At 60.0% G+C, this 20656-nt stretch carries 20 protein-coding genes; 3 read left to right on the top strand and 17 right to left on the bottom strand.

From position 1 onward, the window contains the following. Positions 1–199 precede the first annotated feature (199 nt). Positions 200–1672, top strand: coding sequence for a glutamate--tRNA ligase (gene gltX / locus IMCC20628_RS01385; RefSeq protein ID WP_047028709.1), 1473 nt, complete (start codon positions 200–202; stop codon positions 1670–1672). A 5-nt stretch (positions 1673–1677) separates the two neighbouring features. Beyond that, positions 1678–3174, top strand: a complete 1497-nt coding sequence (gene lysS, locus IMCC20628_RS01380) for a lysine--tRNA ligase (RefSeq protein ID WP_047028708.1) — start codon at positions 1678–1680, stop codon at positions 3172–3174. Between the two features lie 17 nt (positions 3175–3191). Here lysS and IMCC20628_RS01375 read toward each other — a convergent pair whose 3' ends face one another. From IMCC20628_RS01375 to IMCC20628_RS01340, 8 genes are all read right to left on the bottom strand, one after another. Beyond that, positions 3192–3830, bottom strand: coding sequence for a hypothetical protein (locus IMCC20628_RS01375; RefSeq protein ID WP_156174377.1), 639 nt, complete (start codon positions 3828–3830; stop codon positions 3192–3194). A gap of 112 nt (positions 3831–3942) precedes the next feature. Continuing rightward, the gene (locus IMCC20628_RS01370; protein ID WP_047028706.1) at positions 3943–5229 is read right to left on the bottom strand and encodes an amidohydrolase family protein; all 1287 of its coding nucleotides are present in this window, start codon (positions 5227–5229) and stop codon (positions 3943–3945) included. Beyond that, entirely contained in the window at positions 5226–6170 is a 945-nt protein-coding gene (locus IMCC20628_RS01365) for an ABC transporter permease (protein WP_047028705.1), read from the bottom strand. Before IMCC20628_RS01365 ends, IMCC20628_RS01370 begins: the two co-directional genes overlap by 4 nt. 1 nt (position 6171) lies before the next feature. Next, the gene (locus IMCC20628_RS01360) at positions 6172–7221 is read right to left on the bottom strand and encodes an ABC transporter permease (protein WP_047028704.1); all 1050 of its coding nucleotides are present in this window, start codon (positions 7219–7221) and stop codon (positions 6172–6174) included. Beyond that, positions 7211–8761, bottom strand: a complete 1551-nt coding sequence (locus IMCC20628_RS01355; protein ID WP_047028703.1) for an ABC transporter ATP-binding protein — start codon at positions 8759–8761, stop codon at positions 7211–7213. The genes IMCC20628_RS01360 and IMCC20628_RS01355 overlap by 11 nt, the downstream gene beginning before the upstream one ends. Next, positions 8761–9798 carry a BMP family protein gene (locus IMCC20628_RS01350; protein ID WP_047028702.1) on the bottom strand — a complete coding sequence of 346 codons (1038 nt, stop codon included), beginning with the start codon at positions 9796–9798 and terminating at the stop codon, positions 8761–8763. The genes IMCC20628_RS01355 and IMCC20628_RS01350 overlap by 1 nt, the downstream gene beginning before the upstream one ends. Before the next feature lie 162 nt (positions 9799–9960). Next, complete coding sequence (locus IMCC20628_RS01345) at positions 9961–11286, bottom strand: DUF1513 domain-containing protein (protein WP_156174376.1); 1326 nt, start codon at positions 11284–11286, stop codon at positions 9961–9963. A gap of 155 nt (positions 11287–11441) precedes the next feature. Beyond that, entirely contained in the window at positions 11442–12134 is a 693-nt protein-coding gene (locus IMCC20628_RS01340) for a hypothetical protein (RefSeq protein ID WP_047028700.1), read from the bottom strand. Between the two features lie 424 nt (positions 12135–12558). Here IMCC20628_RS01340 and IMCC20628_RS01335 point away from each other — a divergent pair, with 424 nt between their 5' ends. Next, positions 12559–13719: an acetate/propionate family kinase gene (locus tag IMCC20628_RS01335; RefSeq protein ID WP_047028699.1), complete on the top strand. Its 1161-nt coding sequence runs from the start codon at positions 12559–12561 to the stop codon at positions 13717–13719. Here the strand turns inward: IMCC20628_RS01335 and IMCC20628_RS01330 are convergent, their stop codons facing one another. From IMCC20628_RS01330 to IMCC20628_RS01295, 9 genes are read right to left on the bottom strand one after another with little or no spacing between them, the layout of a single operon-like run. Beyond that, positions 13720–14118, bottom strand: coding sequence for a CBS domain-containing protein (locus IMCC20628_RS01330; RefSeq protein WP_047028698.1), 399 nt, complete (start codon positions 14116–14118; stop codon positions 13720–13722). Next, positions 14115–14276, bottom strand: coding sequence for a hypothetical protein (locus IMCC20628_RS25300; RefSeq protein WP_197078373.1), 162 nt, complete (start codon positions 14274–14276; stop codon positions 14115–14117). Before IMCC20628_RS25300 ends, IMCC20628_RS01330 begins: the two co-directional genes overlap by 4 nt. Before the next feature lie 12 nt (positions 14277–14288). Continuing rightward, a complete protein-coding gene (locus IMCC20628_RS01325) occupies positions 14289–15254 on the bottom strand; it encodes an FAD:protein FMN transferase (protein ID WP_047028697.1) in 966 nt (321 codons plus the stop codon). 3 nt (positions 15255–15257) lie between these two features. Then, complete coding sequence (nqrF, locus tag IMCC20628_RS01320; RefSeq protein ID WP_047028696.1) at positions 15258–16478, bottom strand: NADH:ubiquinone reductase (Na(+)-transporting) subunit F; 1221 nt, start codon at positions 16476–16478, stop codon at positions 15258–15260. Beyond that, positions 16475–17074, bottom strand: a complete 600-nt coding sequence (gene nqrE, locus IMCC20628_RS01315; RefSeq protein WP_047028695.1) for an NADH:ubiquinone reductase (Na(+)-transporting) subunit E — start codon at positions 17072–17074, stop codon at positions 16475–16477. Before nqrE ends, nqrF begins: the two co-directional genes overlap by 4 nt. Then, positions 17071–17724: an NADH:ubiquinone reductase (Na(+)-transporting) subunit D gene (locus IMCC20628_RS01310; RefSeq protein ID WP_047028694.1), complete on the bottom strand. Its 654-nt coding sequence runs from the start codon at positions 17722–17724 to the stop codon at positions 17071–17073. The genes nqrE and IMCC20628_RS01310 overlap by 4 nt, the downstream gene beginning before the upstream one ends. A gap of 1 nt (position 17725) precedes the next feature. Next, on the bottom strand, positions 17726–18526 hold the full coding sequence (nqrC, locus tag IMCC20628_RS01305) for an NADH:ubiquinone reductase (Na(+)-transporting) subunit C (RefSeq protein ID WP_047028693.1): 801 nt from the start codon (positions 18524–18526) through the stop codon (positions 17726–17728). Continuing rightward, entirely contained in the window at positions 18519–19337 is an 819-nt protein-coding gene (locus tag IMCC20628_RS01300; RefSeq protein ID WP_082127957.1) for an RnfABCDGE type electron transport complex subunit D, read from the bottom strand. Before IMCC20628_RS01300 ends, nqrC begins: the two co-directional genes overlap by 8 nt. Further along, positions 19334–20605 carry a hypothetical protein gene (locus tag IMCC20628_RS01295; RefSeq protein WP_047032155.1) on the bottom strand — a complete coding sequence of 424 codons (1272 nt, stop codon included), beginning with the start codon at positions 20603–20605 and terminating at the stop codon, positions 19334–19336. Before IMCC20628_RS01295 ends, IMCC20628_RS01300 begins: the two co-directional genes overlap by 4 nt. Positions 20606–20656: the final 51 nt, after the last annotated feature.

Below are 20656 nucleotides of genomic sequence, written 5' to 3'. Positions count from 1 at the left end.
TCCGCAGTTCTCCAAAGCTCTCAATCCGGTCCGCACCGTCCCTGCTCATACTTGACGCAACCGGCGCAATATGGCCTAAGGCAGCGCTTGCCGGTCTCCGCCGCGCCTCGCTTGGCCGCAGCGTATCCGGTGAACGATCGCAGCCGGCATCAGCCGCCGCGCGCACCATTCAATCGGACCTGGAAGCGGACGAAGACTCATGGCCAACACTGCAATGCGGGTGCGGATTGCACCGTCTCCGACGGGCGAACCGCATGTCGGAACCGCCTATATCGCCCTGTTCAATTACCTGTTGGCCAAGAAACACGGCGGCGAGTTCATTCTGCGCATCGAAGACACCGATGCTGCGCGCTCAACGCCCGAGTTTGAACAGAAAGTCCTCGACGCACTGAAATGGTGCGGCCTGTCTTGGTCGGAAGGCCCCGATGTCGGCGGCCCCTATGGCCCTTACCGGCAGAGCGAGCGCAAGGACACCTACCTTCCCTATGTCGAACAGATCGTCGAGAACGGCCACGGCTTCCGCTGCTTCTGCACCCCGGAGCGGCTCACTGAAATGCGCGCAGAACAGCGCGCTGCCGGCAAGCCTCCAAAATACGACGGCCGCTGCCTGACACTTAAGGCGGAAGAAGTCACCGCCCGCATGGCTGCCGGTGAGCCATCAGTCGTGCGGATGAAGATCCCCACCGAAGGCGCCTGCAAGTTCGTGGACGGCGTCTATGGCGAAGTCGAGATTCCCTGGGACGCCGTCGACATGCAGGTTCTGCTCAAGGCCGACGGCATGCCGACCTATCACATGGCCAATGTGGTCGATGACCACCTGATGAAGATCACCCATGTGGCTCGTGGCGAGGAATGGTTGTCCTCGGTTCCGAAGCACATTCTGCTCTATCAATATCTCGGCCTTGAGCCGCCGGTGTTCATGCACCTGTCGCTGATGCGCAATGCCGACAAATCAAAACTGTCGAAACGCAAGAACCCGACATCGATTTCCTATTACGGCGCGCTGGGTTATCTGCCCGAAGCGCTGATGAACTTCCTCGGCCTGTTCTTCATCCAGATCGGCGAGGGCGATGAACTTTTGACCATGGATCAGCTGGTTTCCCATTTTGATCCTGAGAACCTGTCCAAGGCAGGCGCGATCTTCGACCTGCAGAAACTCGACTGGCTCAACGGCCGCTGGCTGCGCGAAAGCATTTCCGAGGAAGAATTCATGACCCGTGTCATGGCCTGGGCCCAGGAAAACGACCGCTTCCGCGAAGGCATGAAGCTGGCGCAGTCGCGCATCACCAAACTGTCCGACCTGCCTGACCTCACCGGCTTTCTGCTCAAGGGCGACCTGGGACTGAGGGCGGATGATTTTTCCCGGATCAAGAAGGTCACGCTCGAAGACGTTCTGGTGACCCTGCAGACGGTTCAGCCCGATCTCGAAAAGATCTTCGAGTGGAACGCCGAAACTATCGAGGCAGAACTGCGCGCCATCTCCGAGCGCAGCGAAATCAAGCTGCGCAATTTGCTGGCGCCGCTGTTCATCGCCGTTTCCGGCTCCTCGCGGTCCTTGCCGCTCTTTGATTCCATGGCCATTTTGGGCCGTTCCGTCGTCCGCCAGCGCCTCAAACAGGCCGAAACCGCCGTCAAGGCGGGTGTGGAAGCGGCAAAAGCAAACAACGGATAATTTCAATGACCGACAAGACGACTGAACCCGGCCTTTCTTCCGATGTCACCGAAGTGCGGGCGCAAAAGCTCGCCATTCTGCGCGAGACGGTTGGCGAGGTTTATCCGGCGCATTTCCACCGGACCATGACCAATGCCGAACTGGCGGAAAAATACGCCGATATTGAAGCCGACACATTGACCGGCGACATCATCACCGTGGCCGGCCGGGTCTATTCCTCGCGCAATTCCGGCATGTTCATGGATATCCATGATGCCTCGGGCAAGGTTCAGATCTTCAGCCACAAGGACACCACACCGGAAGAGGTCCGCGCGCTTCTGCCGCTGATCGACATTGGCGACATCATCGGCGTCACCGGCGAAGTGCGGCGAACCAAGCGCGGCGAGCTGACCATCAACGCCCATGAGATCACCATGCTGACCAAGGCATTGCTGCCGATGCCGGAAAAATGGCACGGGCTCTCGGATATCGAGCTGCGCTATCGCAAGCGTCATCTCGACATCATGACCAATGAGGATTCGAAACTTCGCTTCCAGCAGCGCTCGAAGATCGTCTCCGGCATCCGCCGGTTCATGGAAGACGAGAGTTTTATGGAAATCGAAACCCCGATGCTGCATTCGGTCTATGGCGGCGCCACGGCCGAGCCGTTCAAGACCCACCACAACACCCTCAAGCTCGATATGTATCTGCGCATCGCGCCGGAATTGTATCTCAAGCGGGCGCTGGTCTCCGGGCTGACCGACAAGGTCTTCGAGGTCAATCGCAACTTCCGCAATGAAGGCGTGTCGACCCGGCACAACCCCGAATTCACCATGCTGGAATGCTATTGGGCCTATGCCGATTACGAGGACATCATGGGCCTCGTCGAGAGGTTGTTCGAGAGCCTGGCCCTGTCGATCCACGGCAAAACCGAATTCATGTATGGCGAGACCGAGATGTCTTTCAAGGGCCCGTTCAAGCGGGTTGCCATGCCAGATGCGGTGAAAGATGCCACCGGCATCGATTTCCGCGCGATTGCCACCGACGAAGAGGCCCGTGCCGCTGCCAAGGCTGCCGGTTTCGAAATCGAGGACGACTGGACCTGGGGCGAATGCCTGGCCTTCATCTTCGAGGAAAAGGTCGAATCCACCCTGATCCAGCCGGCGCATGTGACGCATTTCCCCAAGGACATTTCGCCCTTTGCCAAGGAAGTGCCGGGCGAACCGCGTCTGGTCGAGCGCTTCGAGACCTATTGCAATGCCTGGGAACTGGGCAACGCATTTTCCGAGCTCAATGACCCTGAAGAGCAGCGCAAGCGCATGGTCGAGCAGCTGGAGCAGGCGCATGCGCGCGGAGAGAACGAAAAGCAACTGGATGAAGAGTTTCTCGATGCCATCGACCAGGGCATGCCGCCCGCCGGCGGACTTGGGATCGGTGTCGACCGTCTGATCATGCTATTGACCAATGCACCGTCGATCCGCGACGTGATCCTGTTCCCGGCCCGCAAGGCCCGCAGCGAATAGGCTGAAGCTATAGGGTTCTAGTGGCCGCCAGAGTCAGCAGGCTTGGCGGCCTCTTCATGTCCAGCATCAGCAACGGTTTTGGGATCTTCGTCGACCACGTCGCCGTCACAGCCCTCAACCAGTTCGATCTCATGGTTGATGGTTTCAAGCTCGGTGAGCCGCAAGTCGACACGGCTTCCGAAATACAATCCCGACGAGGTCGGCAAGGCATCGACATAGCGCGCTTCCCAGGGCTTGGTGACGGCCAATGACTTGCCGGGATTTGGCGCGTGGACAATCTCTACACCAATTGCCTGACCTCGAAGCTCCGACCGCGCCGTCGGTCCCCGATGATCCGCGACCTGGACGATGACAAGATCGGGGTGCAGTGTTTCAGCCAGATGGCGGGCGATCCGCACGCCGGTCTTGACCCGTGCCAAGGGCTCGAGATCGTCGGTCGCAATAACGGCGATCAACCGCTTTTCTTTGCCGCGGTGGAATTGGGACTGGTAGACCGTCTTGCAATGACCTCCGACCTCATCCCCATAACCCGGCATCATGCTCGCCGGGACAAAGACCAGTGCGGCGGTACCCGAAGCGCCCAGCACGAGCAGAAATCCCCCTGAAAGCAATGCCAGCTTTCGCGAGATTCGAAACGCCTGAAAAATTCGGCTCATTGCCGCGGCCATACGAGGGGTACCTTTACGCGAGACTCCTTCCCGCAGTGTAAGCCCCACGCTCTTTCACAAATGTTAAATCAGCTATCAGGGAACCGTGCGCTGTAAGCTATCATGACTTCGGAACCCGAAAACGGCGATCAATATCGCCTTCGCGTCCGGGAATGTGCAGTTTCATCGGGGAGCGATCACGGCGGGCGATCACCTTCCCTCTGGCCATCACCAGGAGCCGGGTCGCCCGAAGCCGAATCGCCTCAATCGGATTTCCGGCATCCAGAACGACCAGATCGGCACGCTTGCCGACTTCCAGTCCATAATCCGTCAGCCCCATGATCGCTGCACTTTGGGTGGTGACCATGTCGTAACAGCGGCGCATGTCGGCAGGACTTGTCATCTGCGCGACGTGTAGCCCCATGAAGGCCACGTCAAGCATGTCGGCGGTGCCCAGCGAATACCAGGGATCGAGCACGCAATCCTGGCCGAATCCAACCCGTATGCCATGCGCCAGCATTTCCGGCACCCGGGTCATACCACGGCGCTTCGGATAGGTGTCATGACGGCCCTGCAAAGTGATGTTGATCAGCGGATTGGGGATAGCCGCCACTTCCGCTTCCGCAATCAGCGGCAGCAGTTTGGACACATAGTAATTGTCCATCGAATGCATCGAGGTCAGATGCGAGCCCGCCACCCTACCCTGAAGCCCGAGCCGTTGGGTCTCGTAGGCCAGTTGCTCGATATGCCGCGACAGCGGATCATCAGTTTCGTCACAATGCATGTCGACCATCAGTCCGCGTTTCGCCGCGATCTCGCAAAGCTCGGTAACGGACGCTCGGCCATCGACCATGGTACGTTCGAAATGCGGGATACCGCCGACCACATCGACCCCGAGATCCAGCGCCCGGATAGTGTTTTGTCGCGCGGTAGGCGAGCGATAGAGTCCGTCCTGCGGAAACGCCACCAGTTGCAGGTCGATATAGTGTGAAATCTCCTGTTTGACTTCCAGTAGCGCCTCGACGGCGAGCAAACGGTCGTCGCAGACGTCAACATGGGTGCGGATAGCAAGCAGCCCCATCGAGGCAGCCCAGTCACAATAGGCAAGCGCCCGCTTTTTCACCGCTTCGTGGGTCAGAAGCGGCTTGAGCTCGCCCCACAGGCCGATGCCTTCCAGCAGCGTTCCCGATGCGTTGATCCGGGGAAGACCGTAGGACAGCGTTGCATCCATGTGAAAATGCGGATCGACGAAGGGCGGCGACACCAGATGGCCGGAGATGTCGGTTATCTCGCCCGCCTCGGCTTCGATCCCGGGGGCAATCGCAGCGATGCGCCCGTCCTTGATGGCGATGTCAGCAGTGGTTCCGTCAGGCAGAACCCCGCCTTTCAGCAAAGTGTCAAAACTCATCTCTCGCCTTTCTGATAGGGAATCATAAGCGCCTTGGGATAGGTCGCACGGCGGGCCACGACGACCAGCGCAACGATCGACAACACATAGGGCATCATCAGGAAAATCTGGTAGGGAATTACGCCGCCGGTGATTTGTTGCAGCCGGACCTGATAGGCATCAAAGGCTGCGAACAATATCGCCCCGATCAGTGCTTTGCCGGGCCGCCAGGATCCGAACACCACCAGCGCGATGGCGATCCAGCCGCGTCCGTTGATCATTTCGAAGAAGAACGAATTGAACGCCGACATGGTCAGAAACGCACCGCCGATTGCCATCAAAGCAGAACCCGCCATCACAGCGCCGATCCGAACCGCAGTCACGGATATGCCTTGCGCCTCGACCGCCGACGGATTTTCGCCAACCGCCCGCACCGCAACGCCGACCGGGGTCCGGTACAACACGAAGGCAACAACTGCAACGCTGAGATAGGCCAGATAGGTCAGCGGCGTCTGGTTGAACAAAGCGGGGCCAAGCACCGGAATGTCCGACAGCACCGGCACCGCGAAAGGCTGGAACGGTTCGATCTTCGGCGGTGACGTCACTTCGGGCAACAGGATCCGGTAGGTGAAGTAGGTCAGACTCGACGCCAGCAGGGTGATGCCGATGCCGGTGACATGCTGCGACAAACCGAGCGGAACGGTCAGAAAGCCGTGCAGCAGCCCGAACATTGCCCCCGTCAGCGCCGCGACCAGCACGCCGGTCCACAGATCCCCGCCCATGTAGACGGTGAACCAGCCGGAAAACGCGCCGGCCACCATGATCCCCTCGATGCCAAGATTGAGCACCCCGGCGCGCTCGCAGATCAACTCGCCCATGGTGGCAAAGATCAGCGGTGAAGCAATCCGGATGGCGGCGACCCAAAAACTGGCGGTGAACAGAATCTCGAAAGCTTCGCTCATGTCATCTCCAGCGCACGCGGTAGCGCATCAGCATGATGGCCGCGACCATCGTCAAAAGCGAGGTCGCCACCATGACCTGGGCGATGTAGCTCGGAACATTGGCGCTGCGGCTCATCGCGTCAGCTCCGACAAAGATGCCTGCGACGAAGATCGCCGCGGCGATCACCCCGAGCGGATTGAGCATCGCCAACATCGCCACAACAATACCGGTGTAGCCATAGCCCGGCGACAGATCGAGCGTCAGATTGCCCTTCAGCCCGGCCACTTCGGAAAAGCCCGCCAACGCTGCCAGCCCGCCCGACAGCAACGCTGTCTTGGCAATCACCCGGTTGACCGGAATGCCTGCAAATCGCGCGGCTTCGGCATTGTGCCCGACCGCGCGCATCTCGTAGCCCAGCGTGGTTTTCTTGATGATCACCCAGACCACGATGGCCGAGACAATGGCCAGGATGAAACCGTAATGCAGCCGCTTGCCCTTGATCAGCCGCGGCAATTGCGCCTCGGCGATCACCCGCTTCGACTGCGGCCAACCGAGACCCGTAGGATCTTTGAGTGGTCCCTCAAGCAGCATCGACACAAACAACAGGACGATAAAATTCAAAAGCAGGGTGGTCACCACCTCGTCAACGCCGAAGCGGGTCTTGAGAAGCGCCGGTCCCAGCAGGGTCAACGCGCCAGTGAGCATGACCGCCAGCATGATCAGCGGAATCAGCCCCGCCGAGGGAATTGTCACCGCACCGGTGCCGAGCACGACGGTCATCACCGCACCGAGATAAAGCTGCGCCTCCGCCCCGATGTTCCAGAGCCGCGCCCGGAAGGCCACGGCCACGGCGAGGCCGGTAAAGATCAGCGGCGTCGCCCGGGTCAGGGTTTCCAGCAGCGCGAATTGCGATCCGGCAGCGCCCTTGAACACCAGCCAGAACACTGTGAGCGGCGACGCGCCGGCGATCATCACCAGAACCGAGGAGAACAGCACGGTCGCCAGAATCGCACCCGCCGGCCACAGGATGGTGGCGGCAAGCGAAGATGAAGATCTCGGCTCAAGCCGCATGGTGAGCCCCCTCGTCAAGACCATGACCCGCCATCAATTCCCCCAGTTCCATGACACTGAGCTTCCCGCGCAAGGAGGGTTTGGACAGTTGTCCGCGATGAATGACCAGTATCCGGTCCGACAAGGTCTGAATTTCGTCGAGGTCCTCGGAGATCAAGAGCACCGCCGCGCCGCGGTCACGAGCCTCGATCAGCCGTGCATGCACATAGGCAACGGCTCCGACATCAAGGCCGCGGGTTGGCTGACTGGCAAGGATGATGTCCGGATCACCATCGAGTGCCCGGCCTAAAATGAGCTTTTGCATATTGCCGCCCGACAGCAGCCGCACCCGCGCGTCAGGCGACGGACATTTGACGTCATAGGCGGTGATGATGTCGTTCGCGAAACTCGCTGCCGCCTTCCAGTCGAGAAATCCGAACCGGGAGAAACGTGGGCTGCGATAGGCTTCCGAAATCACGTTCTCGGCGACGCTCATGTCGCCAATCATGCCGGTGGCATGACGGTCTTCGGGAATACGGCCAAGTCCGCGGTCGAGAGCTGCGCGCGGCGACCACTGGGTGGCTTTTTCTCCGTGGATGATGATATCGCCGTCGCGGGCTTCCAGTGTGCCGGCAATCAGCGCCGCAAGTGCGGCCTGACCATTGCCGGAGATCCCGGCAAGACCGGTGATCTCGCCACCACGCAATTGCATCGAGATCTGCTTGAGCGCAGCGCCGCCCAACGCCCGGGTCGAAACGCCGTTAAGCTCGAAAAGACAGACGCCGGGCGTCGATGGCCCAATCTCGTTGACCGGCAATTGTCCGCCGACCATGAGTTCAGCCAGTTCACGCCGCGTCGCGTCGGATGTCTTGCGTTCTCCAGCAAGCTTGCCGCCACGCAGCACAACCACGCGATCAGAGACCGACTGCACTTCGCCGAGTTTGTGCGAGATGAAAATCACCGACAGACCAGCCGCCACCAGCTTCTTCAGCGTGGCAAACAGCGCTTCGGTTTCCATCGGGGTCAGCACCGCCGTCGGTTCATCAAGAATGAGAATTCGCGCCTCGCGATATAGCGCCTTGAGGATCTCGACCCGCTGCCGCTCACCCACCGAAAGCTCTGTGATCATCCGGTCCGGATCGACCTCGAGACCATAATCAGCAGCCAGCGTCCGGATCTTCGCCCGCGCGCGGGCCTTGCCGAGATTGAACGACCATAACGGCTGCGTTCCGAGCACGATATTTTCCAGCACCGTCATCTGGTCGGCAAGGGTGAAATGCTGATGCACCATACCGATGCCCGCGGCCAACGCGGCATGTGGGTCCCCAGACGGCAGCGCCTTGCCGAAGACTTCGATAGTGCCCTCATCGGCGGTGTAGTGGCCGAACAGGATGTTCATCAGCGTGGTCTTGCCGGCACCGTTTTCGCCAAGCAGGGCCACGACCTCGCCGCGTTTCAGCGACAGCGAGATGGCGTCATTGGCGATCAACGCGCCAAAGCGTTTGGTGATGCCCGTGAGGCGGAGAACAGTCTCCGCCTCCGGGCGTTTGCTCGGGTTCATCAGTTGGACTTGGGTTCTTCGTCGTTGACCTCAACCACAAAATCGCCGGCCTTGATTGCGGCTTCCCGCTCCATCACCAGCTTCATCGCCTCTTCGGGAACCTTGCCCTCGAAAGTGCCAAGCGGAGCCAGCGAATTTCCGCCGTCCTTCATGTAGGAATAGAGCCCGTAATTGTCGGCCTTGAATGTGCCTGCCTTGACCATCTCGATGGCGTGATCGAGCGTCGGCTCGAAATGCCACAGCGCCGATGCAACCACGGTGTCGGGGTAGTCGGATTGGGTATCGATCACGTTACCGATCGCCAGCACGCCCTTTTCCTTGGCCGCATCGGAGACGCCAAACCGTTCCGCATATAAAATGTCGGCGCCGCCATCGATTTGCGCGAAAGCGGTTTCCTTGGCCTTCGGCGGATCGAACCACGAGCCGATGAACGCCACCTGGAACTTGGCCTCGGGGGCGGTTTCCTTGACGCCGGCCATGAAGGCATGCATCAGCCGGTTGACTTCCGGAATCGGGAAACCGCCAACCATGCCGATGTTCTTCGACTTGGTCATGGCGCCGGCGATGATGCCGGAGAGATAGGACGCATCCTGAATGTAGTTGTCAAACACCGCGAAGTTCGGATTGTCATCCTTGGGCAGGAAGCTCGACCCCATCAGGTAGGCGGTGTCCGGATAATCCGCAGCCACTTGCCGCGCTGCATCCTCAACACCGAAGACTTCACCGATGATCAGGTCATGACCGGCTTCGGAATATTCGCGCATGACGCGCTCGTAATCATTGTTGGAAGTGTTTTCCGAAAACACATATTCGATATCGCCACGCTCAACCGCAGCATTCGCCGCCTTGTGGATGCGGCTTACCCATTGCTGCTCAACCGGCACGGTGTAGATCGCCGCCACTTTCAGCTTCCCTTCGGCGCGGGCCTTGGTGAGAAAACCGGGCATCGCCAATGCGGCGGCTCCGGCAGCCGTTCCGGCAAGCACCTGTCGCCGGTTTAAAAGATTGAGGCGGGCTGAAGATGTAATTTTTGTCATGGCTGACGCTCCTGTTGAACAATGATTTGAACTGATCCCGACTTTATTTTTGACCAAATGATAAAACGCGCGCACGTCCTTGGCAATGGCCGTTGCAGGAGCTGTGCACAACGGCATGACAGGAGGACCAAGCGAGAGCATCGTTCGATTGATGGATTGAACTCAGGCGGCTGTAATATGGCTATGTCCGAAGAATGTCGGATAGAGACAGGCTTCCCGGTTGAGCCTGTGGCTACCGCGCTCGAAGACAAACAGGTTTTCCCAATAGCCTGTCACCGCATAATGTACGCCATCGGGCAGTAGGGTAATGCCGCAGGGAAACCGCAACCCCATCTTGTGCGTGTCGAAAGACTGCAGCACAGCACCCGAAGCGCCATCGAATATGATCAATCGATGCGCGCTCGGATAGCTGGCAATTGCCTGATCGTGCTTTGCATCGTAGCGGATCGACAGGCCATGACGCATCTCGGCGGTGTCACGGCGCCCCCCCATCTGGCGCGGCGCTTTTCCCTTGGCCATTTTCAGGGTCGCAGCGGCCCGATAGGCAATACCCGGCTCCGAGGTGATGTCCTCACCATAAGCTTCGCGTTCATGACCTAAATCGCGGGCGAGGTCCGCCTCACTCCCCAACCGCGCCTGGATCGCAAATATCCGGTCAAGCGCGCCCGCTGCCAGATGTCTCAGTTCACTGTCCCGACGGTTGGTGACCCGCTTGTCGAGCAGTTTGCCGCTGTCGACATCGATAATGGTGACGCAGGCTTCATGCACGTGGCGCGGAACCTCCATCTTGCCGGTGCTTGCATTCCGCAGCGAGCCGTAATTGGCAACAACCAGATAGCGGTCATTTTCGATCAGCCGGATATCGTGCGGGTCGATCCCGTGGGTCGAGTAACTGCCGCGAATTTTCAGCGTATCGACATCCCGGATTGTGATGCGGCCATAATGCGCTTCGATCTTGCCGTCGCGCAGGCTCTGCTTCGGCGCGCGCTCTGACATCAGAACGGTTTTACCGTTACCGAGATAAGCGGCATGCCCGCCACCTCTCCAGCCCTTGTCAAAAGACGGAGCGACAGCAACGAGATCAAGCGTATCAGGATCGAACGCCACCTGGTCAGTGGCCTCGAAACCGCACATCACCCCGACGGAGCTGTCAGGCGAGATTTCCACATCATGCGCATAGGCGGGCAGCAACGCCTGCCTTGCCTCGCCGTCCATCCCGATCCGGGTCAGCAGCCGGAACGGCCGCGCCGGGTCAGAGATGTTTCGGGCGAAGTAGCTATCTTCCTTCACCGGCCGACCGTTGACTTGCGCCGCATTAGGCATGTAGCCGGGGACATAGACCGAGGATTTGCTCAACGGCTTGATCGGCGTGATGGATTGAGGCGCGAAGGCCTGTTCGGGCCCTTCCTGAGTTACGCACCCAGCCAATGGCGCTGCTATCAGTGCGCCTGCAGCGCTGGTGAGGAGATTTCTTCGTGTAAGAGCCATGGCAATCAATGCGAACCTCCGCTGCAATCCCCGTTACCAACAAGCCGGATCACCAAAAGGCCGAGCCGCGAACGATCACCAGTTTCTGTTCCAGATTCAGATTTGGCTTCCACCACAGACTCCTTGTTTGAGATCGTTCAGAAAACGGAAGTTCATCAGGACTGCAGCACCGCGGTCATCCAGATCGCCACGGCTAGCAACAGCGCCAGCGGCAACAGTTCCTGCCCTTTGATTTCATCCTCAAGTCCGGAGCCCGGCAACCGGTTGCGCGACCAGCGAGACAAAAGCCGGATCGCCAGATGACCGCCCACACCAAGGATCGCGGCCACGTCAAATGCGCCGATCCAGATCATTGTCAAAGCCACGCTCAACACCGCGACGCTTGCGGCAATTTCAACACGGCGCAGATCATGACCGCGGATCAGAAACGGATCGCGACGCTGTGCCTGACAACAGCCAGCTTCAAGGCATGCAAATTTGACCGGGATATAGGCAAAGTTGATCGCCGCGGCATAGGCTGCAATCACGAGCAAGGCAGATTCTTGCTGAGCGATAAGCAGACTTGCCGTCAGCGCGGCGAGCGCCGTGGCTGTTGTCGCTCCTGACCAGGATGCAGATGCCTTGCGCGAGGTGTCCTGAAACGCCACGGCGATGAGAATCCTGTAACCGGTGCCGCCGACAAAAAAGAAGCCATAGATGAATGCGAGCGCAAAGGCCGACGGCCAATAAGCTGCTGGCGTCAGGGAAGCCGTAAGCATCCCGAAAACAGCGGCACTCCCCACCGCAGAAATCAGACGCAAAAGCGTTGCCCGCGAAATCCTTGCCTTGTCCAGTGTCAGACTGATCATGCTCCACCGGTGCAGGCATATGCGCCTTTACCGCTCCCTGTTATCTAGGAGAGACTAGGGATCAGCCCAAGATTCCACATTGATTCATATCAATGTTTATATGTTTAGGGACAGGTGGCCCATGTGGTGCGCTTCACCACAATACTTTTGGGTTGAGAAAGGCTTTCGCTTGAGCCACAGCTACAAAATCAGCGACCGCTCTTGGAAAGGAACCGCAGGCATTGCCGGCCAGTTCCGTTCACCGCGCCATTCCGATTGCGACCATCCCGGCTGACCACCCAATCACGCCAATTGCGCGGTTTAGACCAGTCCAGTGCCGGATTTGGGTTGCACAATTCTTCCAATCCGGCACAACGGATCTACAGTTAAGGCCACTGCTTTTGGCGTATATACGGACACGCAGCACGGAAAGGACACAACCAAGATGAGCCACGGTTCCCATGAAAGCCTGTTGGCGCTCAATTGCGGCTCATCCTCGATCAAGTTCGCGTTGTTTACTCCAGAGTTCGAGCGCAGCTTCTCCGGACTGGTTGAAGCCATCGGACACGGCCAGAACCCGAGATTGAAAACATCCGCAGGAGACGTACAGGAGTTTGGCGATTCCGATCAGACCCATGCCGACGTACTGCCGCGACTGATCCATGACATCATTCTGCCCCGCGCGGGAACAATTTCCGGCGTCGGCCATCGCATTGTCCATGGCGGCGAGAGGTTCAACGCTCCGGTCAGAATAGATCCGGAAATCCGCGCCGGTATCGCCGAACTGACTCCCTTGGCGCCCGGCCATCAGCCGCACAATCTGGCAGGGATAGACGCTGCCACGCTGGCCTTGCCCGGTGTTGCCCAAATCGCCTGTTTCGACACTGCCTTTCATGCCGGCGTTCCAACCGTGCGGCGCGAGATGCCCCTGCCCCGCAGCTATGCGCGCGAAGGGCTTATCCGCTACGGCTTTCATGGCATTTCCTATGAACATATCGCGGCCCGGTTGCCGGCCTTGGGCGTTTCCGGCAGCCGGGTGATTGCCTGCCATCTCGGCAATGGCTGCTCGGTCTGCGGCCTCACGGACGGAAAGAGTAGCTGGACATCGATGGGCTACACCCCGCTCGACGGGCTGATGATGGGACAACGTCCGGGACGGCTCGATCCCGGCGCCGTGCTCTGGCTGGTGGAACGCCATGGCGGCGACATCGCCGCCGTGAACAAGCTGCTCTATCACCAGAGCGGCCTGTCAGGCGTCTCCGGCCTGTCGGGCGACATGCGCACGCTGCTGGCCAGCAATGAGCCCGATGCCGCCTTTGCCATCGACATGTATGTCGACCGGCTGGTGCAGGAAATCGGCGCGGCGGCTGCGAGCCTTGGCGGCGTCGATGCGCTGGTCTTTTCCGGCGGTGTCGGCGAAAATGCAGCGCCAATCAGAAGCATGGCCATGCAAAAGCTGGAATGGCTCGGATTCAGGCTTGATGCCGACGCCAATGCGGCCGGCGCCGAACGGCTGACGACGGCTGACAGTGCCCGGCATGCCTATATCGTCGAGGCCGACGAGGAAGGTGTCATCGCTCGCGCCGTTGCCTGCCTGATCGACTGATTATTGCCAGTTGCCGGCCAAAGCCTTGAGCAGATCCGAGCGGCTGATCTGGCCGACCAGGCGGCCTTCCGACATCACCGGAAAGCGCCGGAAAGAACTTGCCAGAAAGGCTTCCGCCGCTTCGACGAGATCGAGGTCTGCATCAAGCGTCTGGACGTTACCGGACATGTATTTGGCGACGGTATCGCCCCATTCCCTGTAATAGCTCGCATGCAGTGCTGCCTTGAGGCAGTCTTTCTGCGACAGCATTCCCACCAGATTTCCGGACTCATTGAGCACCGGCGCCCCGGAAATGTGATTGTCGATGAGAAGGTTCATCGCCCGGTTTATTTCCATATCGGGCGTCAGCGTAACCAGTTCACGGCTCATATAGGTCTTTATTTGCGGGCGCGTGCTCATGGTTTGCCGCCCTTGCGGCAACCGCTGCAGGACAATCCGGTGGCACAGGCCAGTCCGCCACAGGAGCCCTTCAGCGGCGCCCGTCCGAAAATCACTCCGAGCGCCAATCCGAGCACGGACAGAAGCACCAGTCCAAATGCGAGCAGAAATGTCTCCATCGTCTGTTCCTCCTATGCGCTGACGTAGTCTTCGAAACCGCCAGTCATGATCTCATGGCTGCCGCCATTGTCGAGCCGCACAAACAGCGCTGGAATCAAATGGGTCTCGGCAAAGGCCGCACCCCGCTCCATTCCCATCACCATCAGTGCCGTGGCCAGACCGTCGGCGCGCATCGCGGTGTCTGCCAGAACAGACACCGACGCCGGCATGGCATCAACCGGTCGGCTGGTGCGCGGGTCAATCAGATGGCTGATGCCGCCCTGCTCCAGCCTGACGTTTTGCCATCCGGTTCCCGACGTTGCCAGCGCCATCGGACCGGGAGCAACAATATGCGCCATGAGGCCCGGCGCTGCGTCCGGCCGCTCGATGCCGACCTGCCACGGCCTTGCGTCCGGATGACGCCCCAGCGTGCGCACCTCGCCACCAAGCTCGAACAAAGCGGTGTCCACGCCGACAGATGGCAGGCTGTCAATAATCCGGTCCAGCGCGTAGCCCTTGGCAATGCCGCAGAGATCAAGCGTCAGACCCGGCGCCGCCTTGCGCAAGGCCTCGGCTGAGACCGACAGATCTTGCGGACGCGCCCGTCCTCCGTGGATAGGCCCGAAACCGAAACGATTGACCAACGGACCAATAGTCGGATCGAAGGCGCCTTGCGTGAATTTTGACATCTCCAGCGCATGGTCTGCGACAGTGGCAAGCGGCGCGGAACAGTTTTGCCAATCCAGTGTATCGGTGCGGTTGAACTGGGAGAGTTCCGATTTGGCGAGATATGGCGACATCGCCTGATTGATTTCAGCGACAACTGAAGTCACCAGCTTGCGCACCGCACCGGACTTGTCTGCGTCCGGCAAAGCCGCACGCCAAGTGCTGCCAAACGCCGGTCCACCGATGCCAATGGTGCCAGCCATCGCCGGGCGCATGCCCCAGGCCATTGCGCCTGCGGTTGTGACGAGAAAATTGCGTCGCGTCATCTTCATGGATCAGACTCCGAAATCATCTGAGAAGATATGGGATTTATCGACGCCGGCATCGTCCAGCATCGCCGACACAGCGCGGATCATCATCGGCGGACCGCAGAGATAATACTCGCAAGCCTCCGGCGCCGGGTGATCCCGCAAGTAATTCTCCCAGGCCACCATATGCACAAACCCGGTGGCACCCTGCCAATCATCTTCGGGACGCGGATCCGACAGGGCCACGGTCCAGTCAAAATTCGGATGCCTGGCCGCCAGGGCAGCGAACTCGTCCTGATAGGGCAGATCCGACTTGTTGCGCGCGCCATACCAATAGCTGATACGGCGTTTGGAGCCCAACCGCTCGAGTTGATCGAAAATGATAGCCCGCAGCGGCGCCATGCCGACGCCGCCGCCAATGAACACCATCTCGGCCTCACCGGGCTGAGCGCGAAAACTGCCGAACGGTCCGGATGTATCGACCTGATCGCCGGGCTTCAGTGAAAACAGCCAGGACGAGACTACCCCCGGCATCGCTTCGGGCACCGACGGCGGCGGCAGCGCCAGCCGGATATTGAGTACGATACGCCCCGCGTCTGTGTCTTCAGGCCGGTTGGATACGGAATAGGCCCGCGTCACCGGATCGGCCGATGACACCTCAAGCCTCAGCAAATTCTGCCAGACAGCCGCATGTTCTTGCGGAACCTCGATATCGGCGAAGCCAAGCTTAAAAGCTGGTGCAGTGATCTGCACGAAGGACCCGGCTTCGATAGCGGCTTTCATGCCATCGGGCTGGTGCAACACGATCTCGCGGATCAGCGGTGTCAGCGCTCTCACGCTTTCGACCGTGCAGGTGAAATTTTCCGCCGACATCAGGTCATTGTCGACCTCGACTTCCATGTCGCCGCGCAAAACCACCTGACAGGCGAGATGAACCTGATCCCGCAGGTCAGCCTTGGTCAGCCGCGCAGCTTCCGTCGGCAAGGGCGCTGCGCCACCCTTGAGGATCTTGACCCGGCACAATCCGCAGGTACCAGCACCGGCACAGGCCGACGGCACCAGAATGCCGTTGTCATTCAGGGCAGCCAGCAGCTTGACCCCGGTGCGGGTGTCGAATTTGCTCGACCCGTTGACGGTCAAGGATGCAGGCCGCGACGGCGACAGGATCGACCGCGCCCCCATCACCGTGATCGCCAGCACAAGGACGATCGCAGTCAGCAGACCAATGCCCAGAACAATCTCGGTCATGGCGTCACCAGGGAGAAGGCCGAGAACCCGAGTGACATCAGCCCGGTGACGATAAAGGCGCTGGCGAGCCCCTCGACCCCTTTGGGCATGTCGCTGTATTTCAGCCGTTCGCGAATGGCGGCGAAGGTGACAATCGCCAGCGCCCAGCCGACACCGCTGCCGATCCCGTAAGTGACCGACTCTGCAAAATCATACTGCCGCTCGACCATGAACAGGCTGCCGCCGAGAATGGCGCAATTGACAGTGATCAGCGGCAGGAAGATTCCGAGGGCCCGGTAGAGCCGCGGCGCGAAGCGGTCGAGGATCATTTCGAGGATCTGCACCATGGCCGCAATCACGCCGATGAAACTGACGAGCTTGAGGAAGGTCAGATCCACGTCCGGCAATCCGGCCCAGGCCCAAGCGCCTTCGAGCAGCAGCAGATTGAAGATCAGATAATTGACCGGAACCGTGATCGCCTGCACCACGATGACCGCCAGCCCGAGACCGAGCGCGGTGTCGACCCGTTTGGACACAGCCAGAAAGGTGCACATGCCAAGGAAGAAGGAGAGCGCCAGATTTTCCTGAAAAATGGATTTAATCAGCAGTTCGATCATGACCGGCCATCCTCCGGTGCTTGCAACCGGAATTCAGGCTGTTCCCCCTGTTCGGGACGCAGCACCCGCACCAGCCAGACCAGCAGTCCGAGGATAAAGAAGGCGCTTGGCGCCAGTTGCATCAGGCCGAGCGGCTGAAACCAGCCGCCATCCGCCACTGTGGTGACCATCGCAACACCCATCAGCGAACCGGTTCCCAGAAATTCGCGCAGCGCGCCGACGATCAGCAGAATCAGGCTGTAGCCCAGCCCGTTACCAAGCCCGTCCAGCACACTCGGGAACACCGGGTTTCGCATGGCGAAGGCTTCGGCCCGGCCAAGCACCAGGCAATTGGTGACGATCAGACCGACGAAAATCGACAGCTTCTTGCTCATTTCGTACATGAACGCCTGCATGAACTGATCAATGACGATGACAATCGAGGCCACGATGGTGATCTGGATGATCAGCCGCATCGACGGCGGAATGTGATGCCGTATCAGGCTGATCGTCCCGTTCGACAGCATCAGCACCACCGTCAATGCCACCGACATTGTCACCGCGGTCGACAAGGTGGTCGTCACCGCCAGGGCTGAACAGATGCCCAAGATCTGCAGGGTGATCGGGTTGTTGCCGATCAGCGGGGCGGTGAGATGGTGTTTGAGCGACATCCTAGAGCCCTTCCTGCCTGAGCCGGGTCAGAAACGGGCCAAACCCCATGTCTCCCAGCCAGAAATGCAAAAGATTGGTGACCCCGTTGCTGGTATAGGTGGCGCCGGAAATGCCATCGACCTCGTAGGGCGTCGAGGCCTCACCGCGCACCAGTTCGATGCGGATGGTGCCGGTTTCATCGGCGATCTTCTTGCCGGGCCACTGCGCCAGCCATTCCGGGTCTTCAATGCGCGCGCCAAAGCCGGGCGTATCGCCCTGCTCGATAATCGCTAACGCCGCAATCGTCACCAGATCCGCTTCGATCGCCAGCGCGGCGCGAAGGGTCGATTGATAGCCTGCTCCGTAGACCGGCAGCACGATCAGCTTGAGATCGCCGTCCTTTTGCAGGAGATAGACGGGCGATTGATTGGCGCGCCGCTTGATCGCGGCAATATCAACACCCGCGTCGAGTGCAACGCTCGCCTCGGGGTCCTGAATCGCCGCATCGAGATCGAAACTGGCGGCATCTGCACTATCAGCAAAACTGCCATCATCAAGATTGACCAGCCGGGTTTCCAGCGTATCGACTCCGGTTTCCATCATCAGGTCGCGCATGCCCGGCAAGGTGTCGAGCATCTTGTCCATCCGGGCCTGCTGTTCGGCGGCGCGGTTGGCGTCCTGATAGGGCTTGAGCATGACAGAGGTGACAGACACGGCGGCGGACGAGACCAGCGCAACCAGCACCGCCATGCCGATGATCTTGACCAGATCATCATTGGACCGAGCAAAGAAGTTGCGAATGGGTGCAAACGGTTTAGCCATGCGCTTGCCTCCGCCGCCGGAGGATCACCGCAACTGCGGCGTAATCGATCAGCGGTGCAAACAGGCTGGCCAGCAGTGAGGCGAAGACAATCGCCGCCGGCGCCACAGCCGGTCCGGCCAAGGTGTCAAACACCACAATCAGCAAGCCGGCCAGCGCGCCGTAAACCCAGCGACCCAGGTTTGTCGATGCCGCGGCAACCGGATCACCAATCAGAAACACCATACCAAACGCCACCGCGATCAAGGTCTCGAAAAATCCACTGATGTCGCCCTGCGCAAACCCGGCCACGGCCAATACGGCAACAACCGGGACCAGAACTCGCCACGAAACAAGGCCACCGGCGAGCAACAAGACCGCGCCAGGCAGCGTCGCCAGCGCCATGGCCTGGTTGCTGCTGGAAAGCTCGGCGCCGGAAAATGAAAACACAAGGAAGCCCGCCGCCGCGGCTGCCGCCGGCACGATGCCATAGCCGCGGCCACCGAACACCAGCTCGCCAAATACCATGCCAAAACTTGCCGCCATGGCCACCTGCCACAGCGGCAGTGTCGAGGGGATCAGCACGGTGATGATCAACGCCGTGCTCAGCGAATGCCAGCTGGGTGTCCGACCGCGGATCAAGGCAAACGCCAAGTCCCAGACAAGACTGGTCACCAGGGCTGTCACCAGCACCGCTGCCATTGCTGTTCCTTGTTCCACCAGCTTGACGGCAATTGGCGCAGCCAGCGCCAGCATTTGCACGAGCGTCACCCGCGCCGGCGTCCACCCTGCATGCTGGCGCATGCGGTGCGGATCAAGCAGCCAATCGGTCATGCGTCCTCCGCCAGTTCATCAAGCACATGACGGAGCATTCGGCCATAATCGGCGCCGCTGGTGCAAACAAGCGAAATCGCGGCCAGATCTTCCTCCACCATTTCCAGACAGCCCAGACGGCTGGCGGCCTCCGCATCGCCAACGCTCAAAGCGCGCAGGAACGGCACCGCAGGAATATCAAAGCCAAGCATGTTTTCGAGCGCCGCTGTCGGAACAATCGGACCCGGGCGCGAGGCCGGTTTCCGAAACCGCGCAAGCCAAGCCGGGCCGGATTTAGCCTTGCGCTCGGGCTCGTCACTGAGCAAGGTAACTTGCTGGTGGTAGCGGCCTAGCCAAGCCGCAGGCCGGCCGGTCAGCGCCGAACCGGAGAACACGTTGACTGCCGAACCATCCGGCCCCGGCAAGGTATCATCGCGGATCAGTTCCTGCAGGCTTGCGCCGATGATGGTACGGATCAGGCACGGATGTTTGACGCGCGGACCGCTCAGCGAGACGATTCGGCCGAAATCAGGGACGCCGGTTTCAATCAAGCTGCCGATGGCCGCGACATCCTGATAGCTTATGCTCCAAACCATCCGATGGGCACCAACAGGATGCAATCGGTGAATATGGCTGCCGACCAGGCCTGACGCTTGCCCTGCCGGAAAAAACGATCCGCGAATACGCTCGCCGAGACCGGCTGCAATGTCGGCGCCACTATTCTGGCAGACATGAACCGGCCCTGCAGTCAGCAACGCCAAAGCCTTCAGCCCGGTCCGAAACACGTCGTTTCGGCCATCAAGCACCACTCTTGGATCAGGAGCCTGCAGGTTCTCTGCGGTAGCCGTGACAAAGATTGCATCCGGCGTCGCATCAGGCGCAGGGATGCGACCGAACGGCCGCGTCAGAAAACTCGGCCAAAGACCATGTGCAAGAAGCGATGTACGCAGGTCCGCTGCGGTCGAGGCAGCGACGGTCACTGGCTCAGGATCAGTCGAACCAAGCTCCGCGTGGATCACCAAGGCCGACAGACTCCGCCTCGGACCAAGTGTGATCGAGTCGACCACCCCGGAAACGGGAGCGACAATAACAATGTCAGGGTGAGCGCGATCATGAAAGACCGGCTGGCCGAGGGTGACCCGGTCGCCTTGCGCACAAAGCAGCTTCGGTCGAAGGCCCGGCCAATCGGCGCCCAGCAAGGCGACCCGCTCAACCGGCGGCCCGTCACGGATCACCTGCTGCGGCGGCTCGGTTTGGTCGGTACGGAAACCAGGCAACACTGCGAACACCACCCTATTTCTTCGAAATTGACCAATGCATCAAACGACACGCCGAGACCC

The sequence above is a fragment of the Hoeflea sp. IMCC20628 genome (assembly GCF_001011155.1).
Taxonomy (GTDB): Bacteria; Pseudomonadota; Alphaproteobacteria; order Rhizobiales; family Rhizobiaceae; genus Hoeflea.
This window is presented reverse-complemented; position numbering and strand designations above follow the sequence as displayed.

Excerpts from the sequence above, each read along its gene's own strand:
- IMCC20628_RS01350 (WP_047028702.1), bottom strand. The coding sequence starts at position 9,798 with ATGACAAAAATTACATCTTCAGCCCGCCTCAATCTTTTAAACCGGCGA.
- IMCC20628_RS01355 (WP_047028703.1), bottom strand. The coding sequence starts at position 8,761 with ATGAACCCGAGCAAACGCCCGGAGGCGGAGACTGTTCTCCGCCTCACG.
- IMCC20628_RS01310 (WP_047028694.1), bottom strand. The coding sequence starts at position 17,724 with ATGTCGCTCAAACACCATCTCACCGCCCCGCTGATCGGCAACAACCCG.
- IMCC20628_RS01300 (WP_082127957.1), bottom strand. The coding sequence starts at position 19,337 with ATGACCGATTGGCTGCTTGATCCGCACCGCATGCGCCAGCATGCAGGG.
- IMCC20628_RS01370 (WP_047028706.1), bottom strand. The coding sequence starts at position 5,229 with ATGAGTTTTGACACTTTGCTGAAAGGCGGGGTTCTGCCTGACGGAACC.
- lysS (WP_047028708.1), top strand. The coding sequence starts at position 1,678 with ATGACCGACAAGACGACTGAACCCGGCCTTTCTTCCGATGTCACCGAA.
- IMCC20628_RS01335 (WP_047028699.1), top strand. The coding sequence starts at position 12,559 with ATGAGCCACGGTTCCCATGAAAGCCTGTTGGCGCTCAATTGCGGCTCA.
- IMCC20628_RS01345 (WP_156174376.1), bottom strand. The coding sequence starts at position 11,286 with ATGGCTCTTACACGAAGAAATCTCCTCACCAGCGCTGCAGGCGCACTG.
- nqrF (WP_047028696.1), bottom strand. The coding sequence starts at position 16,478 with ATGACCGAGATTGTTCTGGGCATTGGTCTGCTGACTGCGATCGTCCTT.
- IMCC20628_RS01375 (WP_156174377.1), bottom strand. The coding sequence starts at position 3,830 with ATGAGCCGAATTTTTCAGGCGTTTCGAATCTCGCGAAAGCTGGCATTG.
- nqrC (WP_047028693.1), bottom strand. The coding sequence starts at position 18,526 with ATGGCTAAACCGTTTGCACCCATTCGCAACTTCTTTGCTCGGTCCAAT.
- nqrE (WP_047028695.1), bottom strand. The coding sequence starts at position 17,074 with ATGATCGAACTGCTGATTAAATCCATTTTTCAGGAAAATCTGGCGCTC.
- IMCC20628_RS01360 (WP_047028704.1), bottom strand. The coding sequence starts at position 7,221 with ATGCGGCTTGAGCCGAGATCTTCATCTTCGCTTGCCGCCACCATCCTG.
- gltX (WP_047028709.1), top strand. The coding sequence starts at position 200 with ATGGCCAACACTGCAATGCGGGTGCGGATTGCACCGTCTCCGACGGGC.
- IMCC20628_RS25300 (WP_197078373.1), bottom strand. The coding sequence starts at position 14,276 with ATGGAGACATTTCTGCTCGCATTTGGACTGGTGCTTCTGTCCGTGCTC.
- IMCC20628_RS01365 (WP_047028705.1), bottom strand. The coding sequence starts at position 6,170 with ATGAGCGAAGCTTTCGAGATTCTGTTCACCGCCAGTTTTTGGGTCGCC.
- IMCC20628_RS01330 (WP_047028698.1), bottom strand. The coding sequence starts at position 14,118 with ATGAGCACGCGCCCGCAAATAAAGACCTATATGAGCCGTGAACTGGTT.
- IMCC20628_RS01340 (WP_047028700.1), bottom strand. The coding sequence starts at position 12,134 with ATGATCAGTCTGACACTGGACAAGGCAAGGATTTCGCGGGCAACGCTT.
- IMCC20628_RS01325 (WP_047028697.1), bottom strand. The coding sequence starts at position 15,254 with ATGAAGATGACGCGACGCAATTTTCTCGTCACAACCGCAGGCGCAATG.